Source organism: Bacillus sp. NEB1478 (genome assembly GCF_031582965.1).
In the GTDB taxonomy this organism is placed as follows: Bacteria; Bacillota; Bacilli; order Bacillales; family Fictibacillaceae; genus Fictibacillus.
The window spans coordinates 3,817,146-3,828,777 of sequence record NZ_CP134049.1 but is presented as its reverse complement, the minus strand read 5'-3'; the positions used below and the strand labels follow the sequence as shown (position 1 = coordinate 3,828,777).

The 11,632-nt window shown below is 46.8% G+C and carries 4 protein-coding genes, 11 tRNA genes and 4 rRNA genes; all 19 read left to right on the top strand.

Features of this window, described 5'->3' with window-relative positions; translation table 11 throughout:
• Positions 1 to 85 precede the first annotated feature (85 nt).
• The 19 genes from rrf (RGB74_RS19585) (at position 86) to clpC (ending at position 11,625) form a co-directional block, all read left to right on the top strand.
• A 5S ribosomal RNA gene (rrf, locus tag RGB74_RS19585) occupies positions 86 to 201 on the top strand.
• Between the two features lie 15 nt (positions 202 to 216).
• Positions 217 to 292: transfer RNA gene (locus RGB74_RS19580), tRNA-Val, on the top strand.
• Positions 293 to 303: 11 nt separating this feature from the next.
• Positions 304 to 379: transfer RNA gene (locus tag RGB74_RS19575), tRNA-Thr, on the top strand.
• 8 nt (positions 380 to 387) lie between these two features.
• Positions 388 to 463: transfer RNA gene (locus tag RGB74_RS19570), tRNA-Lys, on the top strand.
• An 8-nt stretch (positions 464 to 471) separates the two neighbouring features.
• Positions 472 to 555 (top strand) — tRNA-Leu (locus RGB74_RS19565).
• Positions 556 to 580: 25 nt separating this feature from the next.
• Positions 581 to 655: transfer RNA gene (locus RGB74_RS19560), tRNA-Gly, on the top strand.
• Positions 656 to 672: 17 nt separating this feature from the next.
• Positions 673 to 761 (top strand) — tRNA-Leu (locus tag RGB74_RS19555).
• A 7-nt stretch (positions 762 to 768) separates the two neighbouring features.
• Positions 769 to 845, top strand: a tRNA-Arg gene (locus RGB74_RS19550).
• A 7-nt stretch (positions 846 to 852) separates the two neighbouring features.
• Positions 853 to 929: transfer RNA gene (locus RGB74_RS19545), tRNA-Pro, on the top strand.
• Between the two features lie 21 nt (positions 930 to 950).
• A tRNA-Ala gene (locus RGB74_RS19540) sits at positions 951 to 1,026 on the top strand.
• Between the two features lie 127 nt (positions 1,027 to 1,153).
• Positions 1,154 to 2,703 (top strand): 16S ribosomal RNA (locus tag RGB74_RS19535).
• 89 nt (positions 2,704 to 2,792) lie between these two features.
• Positions 2,793 to 2,869, top strand: a tRNA-Ile gene (locus RGB74_RS19530).
• A gap of 22 nt (positions 2,870 to 2,891) precedes the next feature.
• Positions 2,892 to 2,967: transfer RNA gene (locus tag RGB74_RS19525), tRNA-Ala, on the top strand.
• A gap of 246 nt (positions 2,968 to 3,213) precedes the next feature.
• Positions 3,214 to 6,150, top strand: a 23S ribosomal RNA gene (locus tag RGB74_RS19520).
• 88 nt (positions 6,151 to 6,238) lie between these two features.
• Positions 6,239 to 6,354: ribosomal RNA gene (gene rrf / locus RGB74_RS19515) — 5S ribosomal RNA — on the top strand.
• The 16S, 23S and 5S rRNA genes sit together here with 11 tRNA genes alongside, the layout of an rRNA operon.
• Before the next feature lie 724 nt (positions 6,355 to 7,078).
• The gene (locus tag RGB74_RS19510) at positions 7,079 to 7,546 is read left to right on the top strand and encodes a CtsR family transcriptional regulator (RefSeq protein WP_310760873.1); all 468 of its coding nucleotides are present in this window, start codon (positions 7,079 to 7,081) and stop codon (positions 7,544 to 7,546) included.
• Between the two features lie 36 nt (positions 7,547 to 7,582).
• Complete coding sequence (locus tag RGB74_RS19505) at positions 7,583 to 8,116, top strand: protein-arginine kinase activator protein McsA (protein ID WP_310760872.1); 534 nt, start codon at positions 7,583 to 7,585, stop codon at positions 8,114 to 8,116.
• A 3-nt stretch (positions 8,117 to 8,119) separates the two neighbouring features.
• Entirely contained in the window at positions 8,120 to 9,190 is a 1,071-nt protein-coding gene (locus RGB74_RS19500) for a protein-arginine kinase McsB (RefSeq protein WP_310760871.1), read from the top strand.
• Between the two features lie 14 nt (positions 9,191 to 9,204).
• Positions 9,205 to 11,625 (top strand): ATP-dependent protease ATP-binding subunit ClpC, encoded by a 2,421-nt coding sequence (clpC, locus tag RGB74_RS19495; RefSeq protein ID WP_310760870.1) that lies wholly within the window; start codon positions 9,205 to 9,207, stop codon positions 11,623 to 11,625.
• Positions 11,626 to 11,632: the final 7 nt, after the last annotated feature.

Genomic DNA, 11,632 nt, shown 5'->3' with positions numbered 1-11,632 from the left:
TCAAAAATCAATAAAAAATCTCTTGCATTAATCAAATTTATAGAGTATAATTTTATCTTGTCGAGATAAAAAACTCGCTTTCTGGTCTAGTGATGATGGCGAAGAGGTCACACCCGTTCCCATACCGAACACGGAAGTTAAGCTCTTCAGCGCCGATGGTAGTTGGGGGTCTCCCCCTGTTAGAGTAGGACATCGCTAGGCTAGATAATTTTATATGGAGGATTAGCTCAGCTGGGAGAGCACCTGCCTTACAAGCAGGGGGTCGGCGGTTCGAACCCGTCATCCTCCACCATTTACTTACTTGCCGGTTTAGCTCAATTGGTAGAGCAACTGACTTGTAATCAGTAGGTTGGGGGTTCAAGTCCTCTAGCCGGCACCATTTTGCAAGAGCCATTAGCTCAGTTGGTAGAGCATCTGACTTTTAATCAGAGGGTCGAAGGTTCGAATCCTTCATGGCTCACCATTTTTAACGCGGGTGTGGCGGAATTGGCAGACGCGCTAGACTTAGGATCTAGTGTCTTTGACGTGGGGGTTCGAGTCCCTTCACCCGCACCAATTTCCTTTTTAAAATTAAATATACGCGGAAGTAGTTCAGTGGTAGAATACAACCTTGCCAAGGTTGGGGTCGCGGGTTCGAATCCCGTCTTCCGCTCCAGATTTATTTATGTATGTGCCGGGGTGGCGGAACTGGCAGACGCACAGGACTTAAAATCCTGCGGTAGGTGACTACCGTACCGGTTCGATTCCGGTCCTCGGCACCACATACATGCGCCCTTAGCTCAGCTGGATAGAGTGTTTGACTACGAATCAAAAGGTCGGGAGTTCGAATCTCTCAGGGCGCGCCATGTTTTACGGGAAGTGGCTCAGCTTGGTAGAGCACCTGGTTTGGGACCAGGGGGTCGCAGGTTCAAATCCTGTCTTCCCGACCATTATAACTGTATAAGTTATTTGGGGCTTTAGCTCAGCTGGGAGAGCGCCTGCCTTGCACGCAGGAGGTCAGCGGTTCGATCCCGCTAAGCTCCACCATTTTCAGAAAATGTTTCTGACATTTTCTTTTTTAATGCTTAAAAGTTCTTTGAAAACTGAACAAAAGAAATAGGTAAGGAATTAAGAATTAATTCCGTCAGTTTTAAAAACGAGCAAGACAAACACTTTTATGGAGAGTTTGATCCTGGCTCAGGATGAACGCTGGCGGCGTGCCTAATACATGCAAGTCGAGCGAATGAAGAGGAGCTTGCTCCTCTGATTTAGCGGCGGACGGGTGAGTAACACGTGGGTAATCTGCCTGTAAGACGGGGATAACTCCGGGAAACCGGGGCTAATACCGGATAACAAGAGAAGAAGCATTTCTTCTTTTTGAAAGTCGGTTTCGGCTGACACTTACAGATGAGCCCGCGGCGCATTAGCTAGTTGGTGAGGTAACGGCTCACCAAGGCGACGATGCGTAGCCGACCTGAGAGGGTGATCGGCCACACTGGGACTGAGACACGGCCCAGACTCCTACGGGAGGCAGCAGTAGGGAATCTTCGGCAATGGGCGAAAGCCTGACCGAGCAACGCCGCGTGAGCGATGAAGGCCTTCGGGTCGTAAAGCTCTGTTGTTAGAGAAGAACAAGTACGAGAGTAACTGCTCGTACCTTGACGGTACCTAACCAGAAAGCCACGGCTAACTACGTGCCAGCAGCCGCGGTAATACGTAGGTGGCAAGCGTTATCCGGAATTATTGGGCGTAAAGCGCGCGCAGGCGGTCTCTTAAGTCTGATGTGAAAGCCCACGGCTCAACCGTGGAGGGTCATTGGAAACTGGGAGACTTGAGTGCAGGAGAGAAAAGTGGAATTCCACGTGTAGCGGTGAAATGCGTAGAGATGTGGAGGAACACCAGTGGCGAAGGCGGCTTTTTGGCCTGTAACTGACGCTGAGGCGCGAAAGCGTGGGGAGCAAACAGGATTAGATACCCTGGTAGTCCACGCCGTAAACGATGAGTGCTAGGTGTTGGGGGGTTCCACCCTCAGTGCTGAAGTTAACACATTAAGCACTCCGCCTGGGGAGTACGACCGCAAGGTTGAAACTCAAAGGAATTGACGGGGGCCCGCACAAGCAGTGGAGCATGTGGTTTAATTCGAAGCAACGCGAAGAACCTTACCAGGTCTTGACATCCTCTGACCACTCTAGAGATAGAGCTTTCCCCTTCGGGGGACAGAGTGACAGGTGGTGCATGGTTGTCGTCAGCTCGTGTCGTGAGATGTTGGGTTAAGTCCCGCAACGAGCGCAACCCTTGACCTTAGTTGCCAGCATTCAGTTGGGCACTCTAAGGTGACTGCCGGTGACAAACCGGAGGAAGGTGGGGATGACGTCAAATCATCATGCCCCTTATGACCTGGGCTACACACGTGCTACAATGGGTGGTACAAAGGGTTGCGAAGCCGCGAGGCCAAGCCAATCCCAAAAAGCCACTCTCAGTTCGGATTGTAGGCTGCAACTCGCCTACATGAAGCCGGAATTGCTAGTAATCGCGGATCAGCATGCCGCGGTGAATACGTTCCCGGGCCTTGTACACACCGCCCGTCACACCACGAGAGTTTGTAACACCCGAAGTCGGTGGGGTAACCCTTTTGGGAGCCAGCCGCCGAAGGTGGGACAGATGATTGGGGTGAAGTCGTAACAAGGTAGCCGTATCGGAAGGTGCGGCTGGATCACCTCCTTTCTATGGAGATTATGAGACAGCTAGTCTGTTTCGTAAGTACGCCTATTCTTCTTTTGTTCAGTTTTGAAGGAACTTCAACATTCCTTTATGGGCCTATAGCTCAGCTGGTTAGAGCGCACGCCTGATAAGCGTGAGGTCGATGGTTCGAGTCCATTTAGGCCCACCATTTTTATAAAACCCAAACATTTGGGGCTTTAGCTCAGCTGGGAGAGCGCCTGCCTTGCACGCAGGAGGTCAGCGGTTCGATCCCGCTAAGCTCCACCATTGCACATCTTACGATGATGCCTTTTTTAATGGTTTTATGTTCTTTGAAAACTAGATATCGACATCCAAACAATATGCAAGGCAGATATATATTATTTATCTGCGCCAAGCAAGAACTGTTTGATGTTTCAGAAGCGAGAAGATCGAGGCGACAAAGTCTTGAAGGAGCGGAGTGTGTTTCGATACATGAGCACCGGAAAGACGAAGTCAACGAAGAGATTCGATGCTTATCAAACATCAATATAAGGTTAAGCTAGAAAGGGCGCACGGTGGATGCCTTGGCACTAGGAGCCGAAGAAGGACGGGACGAACACCGATATGCCTCGGGGAGCTGTAAGTAAGCATTGATCCGGGGATTTCCGAATGGGGGAACCCACCATCCGTAATGGGATGGTATCCATATCTGAATACATAGGGTATGAGAAGGCAGACCCGGGGAACTGAAACATCTAAGTACCCGGAGGAAGAGAAAGCAAATGCGATTTCCTGAGTAGCGGCGAGCGAAACGGAATCAGCCCAAACCAGAGGGCTTGCCCTCTGGGGTTGTAGGACACTCTATACGGAGTTACAAAGGAACGAGGTAGGTGAAGTGGTCTGGAAAGGCCAGCCGAAGAAGGTAACAGCCCTGTAGCTGAAACTTCGTTCCCTCCAGAGTGGATCCTGAGTACGGCGGGACACGTGAAACCCCGTCGGAATCCGGGAGGACCATCTCCCAAGGCTAAATACTCCCTAGTGACCGATAGTGAACCAGTACCGTGAGGGAAAGGTGAAAAGCACCCCGGAAGGGGAGTGAAATAGATCCTGAAACCGTGTGCCTACAAGTAGTCGGAGCCCATTAACGGGTGACGGCGTGCCTTTTGTAGAATGAACCGGCGAGTTACGATCCCGTGCAAGGTTAAGTTGAATAGACGGAGCCGCAGCGAAAGCGAGTCTGAATAGGGCGACATAGTACGTGGTCGTAGACCCGAAACCGTGTGATCTACCCATGTCCAGGGTGAAGTTCAGGTAACACTGAATGGAGGCCCGAACCCACGCACGTTGAAAAGTGCGGGGATGAGGTGTGGGTAGGGGTGAAATGCCAATCGAACACGGAGATAGCTGGTTCTCCCCGAAATAGCTTTAGGGCTAGCCTCGCGGCAAGATTCCTGGAGGTAGAGCACTGATTGGACTAGGGGCCCCCACAGGGTTACCGAATTCAGTCAAACTCCGAATGCCAGAGAATTATCCGCGGGAGTCAGACTGCGAGTGATAAGATCCGTAGTCAAAAGGGAAACAGCCCAGACCATCAGCTAAGGTCCCAAAGTATACGTTAAGTGGCAAAGGATGTGGAGTTGCCCAGACAACCAGGATGTTGGCTTAGAAGCAGCCACCATTTAAAGAGTGCGTAATAGCTCACTGGTCGAGTGACTCTGCGCCGAAAATGTAACGGGGCTAAACGTATCACCGAAGCTATGGCTTGTACCGTATGGTACAGGGGTAGGGGAGCGTTCGAAGTGCAGCGAAGTCAGACCGGAAGGACTGGTGGAGCGCTTTGAAGTGAGAATGCCGGTATGAGTAGCGAAAGACAAGTGAGAATCTTGTCCATCGAAAGCCTAAGGTTTCCTGAGGAAGGCTCGTCCGCTCAGGGTTAGTCGGGGCCTAAGCCGAGGCTGAAAAGCGTAGGCGATGGATAACAGGTTGATATTCCTGTACCACTTCCTTTCCGTTTGAACGATGGGGGGACGCAGTAAGGTAGGGTGAGCGCACTGATGGAATAGTGCGTCTAAGCAGTTAGGCTGTTGGATAGGCAAATCCGTCCAACGTGAAGGCTGAGCTGTGATGGCGAGGGAAATTTAGTACCGAAGTCCCTGATCCTACACTGCCAAGAAAAGCCTCTAGTGAGGAAAGATGTGCCCGTACCGCAAACCGACACAGGTAGGCGAGGAGAGAATCCTAAGATGATCGGGAGAACTCTCGTTAAGGAACTCGGCAAAATGACCCCGTAACTTCGGGAGAAGGGGTGCTCTGATAGGGTTTATCGCCCGAGAGAGCCGCAGTGAATAGATCCAAGCGACTGTTTAGCAAAAACACAGGTCTCTGCGAAACCGCAAGGTGAAGTATAGGGGCTGACACCTGCCCGGTGCTGGAAGGTTAAGAGGAGGGGTTATCCTTTTAGGAGAAGCTCTGAATTGAAGCCCCAGTAAACGGCGGCCGTAACTATAACGGTCCTAAGGTAGCGAAATTCCTTGTCGGGTAAGTTCCGACCCGCACGAAAGGTGTAACGACTTGGATACTGTCTCAACGAGAGACCCGGTGAAATTATAGTACCTGTGAAGATGCAGGTTACCCGCGACAGGACGGAAAGACCCCATGGAGCTTTACTGCAACTTGATATTGGATTTTGGTACAGCTTGTACAGGATAGGTAGGAGCCTGAGAAGCCGGAGCGCCAGCTTCGGTGGAGGCGTCGGTGGGATACTACCCTGGCTGTATTGAAATTCTAACCTAGAACCGTGATCCGGTTCAGAGACAGTGTCAGGTGGGCAGTTTGACTGGGGCGGTCGCCTCCTAAACAGTAACGGAGGCGCCCAAAGGTTCCCTCAGAATGGTTGGAAATCATTCGCAGAGTGTAAAGGCACAAGGGAGCTTGACTGCGAGACCTACAAGTCGAGCAGGGACGAAAGTCGGGCTTAGTGATCCGGTGGTTCCGCATGGAAGGGCCATCGCTCAACGGATAAAAGCTACCCTGGGGATAACAGGCTTATCTCCCCCAAGAGTCCACATCGACGGGGAGGTTTGGCACCTCGATGTCGGCTCATCGCATCCTGGGGCTGAAGTAGGTCCCAAGGGTTGGGCTGTTCGCCCATTAAAGCGGTACGCGAGCTGGGTTCAGAACGTCGTGAGACAGTTCGGTCCCTATCCGTCGCGGGCGCAGGAAATTTGAGAGGAGCTGTCCTTAGTACGAGAGGACCGGGATGGACACACCGCTGGTGTACCAGTTGTTCCGCCAGGGGCATAGCTGGGTAGCTACGTGTGGACGGGATAAGTGCTGAAAGCATCTAAGCATGAAGCCCCCCTCAAGATGAGATTTCCCATCACGTCAAGTGAGTAAGACCCCTTAGAGATGATGAGGTTGATAGGTCTGGTGTGGAAGCGTGGCGACACGTGGAGCTGACAGATACTAATCGGTCGAGGGCTTATCCTTAAAAAAGCATAACGTTTGGAAACGTCGTATCTAGTTTTGAGAGAACATACTCTCAAACCCAATAAATCATGGTTAACGTCATGATAGGTTCAGTGATGATGGCGAAGAGGTCACACCCGTTCCCATACCGAACACGGAAGTTAAGCTCTTCAGCGCCGATGGTAGTTGGGGGTCTCCCCCTGTTAGAGTAGGACGTCGCTGAGCAAATGAGGAAGATGGATGAAAATCCATCTTCTTTTTTTGTTTTGAAATGGTAGAAGATAGCCAAGATCCATCTTCTCTTTTTGTCGATTGATGTTGGTTCGCGAGTATCTCATGAAAAACTGTGGGATTTGATCCAAAAAGTGTGAGATTGTCAAAGCAAATTGTGGGATTATTAAGCATAGAGCCAAAAAGTGAACCAAAACGAGGAAGATGGTTGAAGATATCCATCTTCTTTTTCCTCTTTATAAGTAAATTCCGGTCAAAAAAGCAAAAAAACGTTAAAAAATAAGACCAAAAAGGAAGAAGATGGACCCTTCCATCTTCCAACCTTATAAAAACACCTCTTCACAAATCCCTAAAAGCGCGCCCGCCACTCCATAATTCCACGGTAATCGCCAATAATTCCACCAGTCAGGGATCATAATTCCACGAAAAACACCGTTATATCCACGTAAATTTGAATTTAACCACGAACCGACATGATTCAACAAAATTCGCATTCAAACTCGCTTCAAACTCGCATCAAATTCACTTCATTTTCACTTCAAAATCGCTACGCCATTCTCTGCCATAGTCATTACTCCGATTTTCGACAGAATCATACAGGTTAGAGGCGGCTGGAAGGGGTAATAATGGTCACATGAGATTATTTGCATTTTATTATTTTCACAGGCTATAATATATCTATAGTCAAAGTTAGTCAAAGTCAGAAGGGGGAGGGGAAATGAGAAATATTTCGGACGTTATTGAAAATTATTTAAAACAAATTCTTTCAGGTACTAATGATATGTCTATTGAAATTAAACGGACAGATATTGCTGAAAGGTTTCAGTGCGTACCTTCTCAAATTAACTATGTAATTAATACAAGATTTACGGTTGAAAAAGGCTTTATCGTGGAAAGTAAAAGAGGTGGGGGCGGATACATACGGATCATGAAAGTCCGTACGGAAAGCTCCGCTCATTTAATTGACCAATTAACGATTTTAATTGGTGAAAGGATATCACAAGGCAACGCAGAAAATGTAATTAAGAGATTGCTGGAAGAAGACATCGTGAAAGAGCGTGAAGCAAGGCTTATGCTTAGTGTTATGGATCGCTCTATACTTAGACTTAATCTTCCAGACAGAGATGAATTACGTGCAGAACTTTTAAAAGCAATGATAAAAACTTTAAAATATCGAACCAGATAGCCCTTTTTTTCATTCTATATAAAAGGAGGGAGAAGAATGATTTGTGAAGAGTGCCATGAGAGAGAAGCTTCATTGCATTTTACAAAGATAATTAATGGCGAGAAAACCGAATTTCATATATGTGAACATTGTGCTAAAGAAAAAGGAGAAATCCTGCCAGGCTCGAATTCATTTTCAATCCACCAGTTGCTTTCTGGTCTTTTACACGGTGATGGACATGTTCCGAACACGCCGTCATCTAACTTCATTCCTCCGACACTCGCTTGTGATAAATGCGGAATGAGTTACTATCAGTTTGCGAAAATTGGGAGATTTGGATGTGATCATTGTTATAAAGCTTTTGAATCCAGATTAAATCCTATTTTCAAAAGGGTTCATGGCGGTAATACATTGCATGCCGGAAAAATACCTAAACGAGCAGGAAACAGTATTCACGAAAAAAAGCAGCTTCAGCAATTAAAGCAAGCTATGCAGCAGTATATATTAAATGAGGAATTTGAAAAGGCTGCCGAAACAAGAGATGAGATCAGGCAGATTGAGCAGCGCCTTCAGCAGGGGAGGGATACGTAGACTATGTCCTTGGAACGTTTTATCAGAGACGCGATTAGTCCCTGGATGAAAAGAGAGGGTCCTGAGTCAGACATTGTTCTTAGCAGCCGTGTCCGGCTCGCGAGAAATCTGCAGCAATTTGTTTTCCCAATAGCAGCTGATAAAGAATCAGCACATCAAGTTATTGATGAAATTTCTAAATGCATAAATGAGAAAAATGAGGTTAGTGAAACTGAAAATTTGGAAATGCTGATGATGGAAGAGTTAAAACCGCTCGAAAAAAGGGTACTTGTTGAGAAACATCTAATTAGCCCAAATTTAGCCGAACAAGCAAAGTATGGTGCAGTATTAATGAATGATGATGAATCCGTCAGCATCATGGTTAATGAAGAAGACCATATTCGGATCCAATGCCTTGCACCAGGACTTCAGCTGGAGGAAATGCTTCAAAGAGCAAATGAGATGGATAACATAATCGAGGAACATGCAGACTACGCTTTTGATGAGGCCCGGGGGTACTTAACAAGCTGTCCAACCAACGTTGGCACCGGTCTTCGTGCATCAGTTATGATGCATCTGCCCGCACTGGTTCTTACAAAAAAAATAAGCCGTATTATTCCTGCAATAAACCAATTAGGTTTAGCTGTAAGAGGGATATACGGAGAGGGAACAGAAGCACAGGGAAACATTTTTCAAATTTCAAATCAGATGACACTGGGCAAGTCGGAAGAGGATATAATAGAAGATCTCGCTGGTGTTGTCATGCAAGTTATTCAGCAAGAACGAGCTGCAAGGCAGCAGCTGCAGGATGGTTTGAAATTACAGCTTGAAGATAAGTTATACCGTTCATTAGGAACGCTGGAGAATAGCCGGATCATACAATCGAAAGAAGCAGCCAAATGTTTATCTGATGTGCGGCTTGGAATCGATTTAGAAATTTTTCAGGGCATTTCCAAGACGATCTTAAATGAACTAATGATACTTACACAACCAGGTTTTCTGCAACAATACGCAGGAGAAGTCCTAAACCCAGATGAACGAGACATTAGAAGAGCTAGTTTAATCAGAGAAAGAATAAAATTGGAAAACCGATAAGGAGCGTGAAGAGTATGATGTTTGGTCGTTTTACAGAACGTGCTCAAAAAGTATTGGCATTAGCGCAGGAAGAAGCAATTCGGTTAGGCCATAACAACGTGGGAACAGAACACATCTTATTAGGATTGATCAGGGAAGGCGAAGGGATTGCTGCCAAAGCGCTTCAAGTCTTAGGATTAGGACCTGAAAAGATTCAAAAGGAAGTGGAAACGCTAATCGGACGTGGACAGGAAGCTGTTCAGACGATTCATTATACACCAAGGGCTAAGAAAGTTATTGAACTTTCCATGGATGAAGCTCGTAAGCTAGGACATTCCTATGTTGGAACAGAGCATATTTTATTAGGGCTCATTCGTGAGGGTGAAGGAGTTGCAGCTCGAGTATTGAATAATCTTGGCGTAAGCTTGAACAAAGCTCGCCAGCAGGTTCTTCAGCTGCTAGGAAGCAATGAATCTTCTTCCAGCCACCGTGGTTCATCTGCTAGTGCGAATACTCCGACATTAGACAGCCTTGCAAGAGATCTAACGGCAATTGCGCGTGATGGTTCATTGGATCCAGTAATCGGCCGTGCTAAAGAAATTCAGCGTGTAATCGAAGTGCTTAGCCGCCGTACGAAAAATAATCCGGTTTTAATCGGTGAGCCAGGCGTAGGTAAAACAGCGATAGCAGAAGGGTTGGCACAGCAGATTATCAACAACGAAGTTCCTGAAACACTTCGCGATAAGCGAGTTATGACACTAGATATGGGAACGGTAGTTGCGGGTACAAAATATAGAGGTGAATTCGAAGACCGTCTGAAAAAAGTGATGGATGAAATTCGCCAGGCTGGTAATATTATTCTTTTCATTGATGAACTTCATACATTGATCGGTGCAGGTGGAGCAGAAGGTGCGATCGATGCCTCTAATATTTTAAAACCAGCATTGGCTCGCGGAGAACTTCAATGTATCGGTGCGACAACACTTGATGAATACAGAAAATATATCGAAAAAGATGCAGCGTTAGAGCGCCGTTTCCAGCCGATCACTGTAAATGAACCAACAAAGGATGAAAGTATTCAAATCCTGCAAGGTCTTCGCGATCGATATGAAGCTCACCATCGCGTAACAATTACTGACGATGCAATCGAAGCATCTGTCCAATTATCAGACCGCTATATTTCAGACCGGTTCCTGCCGGATAAAGCGATCGATTTAATTGATGAAGCAGCTTCAAAAGTACGTCTTCGTTCATATACAGCTCCGCCAAACTTGAAGGAACTGGAGCAGAAACTGGAAGAAGTCCGCAAAGAAAAAGACGCAGCTGTTCAAAGCCAGGAGTTTGAAAAAGCCGCATCACTGCGCGATTCTGAACAGCGTTTACGTGAGGAACTGGAAAAAACAAAAGATGTTTGGAAAGAGAAACAAGGAAAAGAAAATACAGAAGTTACACCGGAAGATATCGCACAAGTGGTGTCATCTTGGACGGGAGTTCCTGTTTCAAAGCTAGCTGAAGAGGAAACAGAACGTCTGTTGAAAATGGAAGAAATTCTTCATGACCGTGTGATCGGTCAGGCTGAAGCTGTTACGGCAATTTCGAAAGCGATCCGCCGAGCTCGCGCAGGTTTGAAAGATCCGAAACGTCCGATTGGTTCCTTTATTTTCTTAGGACCAACAGGTGTTGGTAAAACAGAACTTGCAAGAGCAGTAGCTGAAACATTGTTCGGTGATGAAGACGCGATTATCCGTATCGATATGTCCGAGTACATGGAGAAGCATACGACTTCCCGCTTAGTAGGTTCGCCTCCAGGTTATGTTGGCCACGAAGAAGGCGGCCAGTTAACGGAAAAAGTAAGAAGAAAACCGTATTCCGTTATTTTGCTCGACGAGATTGAAAAAGCGCATCCAGAAGTATTCAACATCCTGCTTCAAGTGCTTGAAGATGGTCGTTTGACTGATTCTAAAGGGCGTACAGTCGATTTCAGAAACACGGTTGTTATCATGACATCAAACGTTGGTGCGAGCACGCTCAAACGTAACCGTTCATTAGGATTTGCAGTAAATGATCTAAACCAAAAATACAATGATATGAAAACAAAGGTAATGGATGAGCTTAAGAGAGCTTTCCGTCCTGAGTTCCTTAACCGTATTGACGAGATTATCGTGTTCCACTCTCTTGAAAAAGAACATCTTCTCAAGATTGTCAGCTTAATGTCTGACGCATTGAAAAAACGCTTAAGCGATCAAGGAATCGATATTGAATTAACGCAGGCAGCGTTAGAGAAGATTACGGAAGAAGGATATGATCCAGACTACGGAGCACGGCCGCTTCGTAGAGCACTTCAGCGAAAAATTGAAGACCGTCTATCAGAAGAGCTGCTTAGAGGAAACATCAATAAGGGTCAAACCGTTAAAATTGATGTAGAGCAGAATGATTTTGTAGTAGAAACGGTGTAAAAAAGAA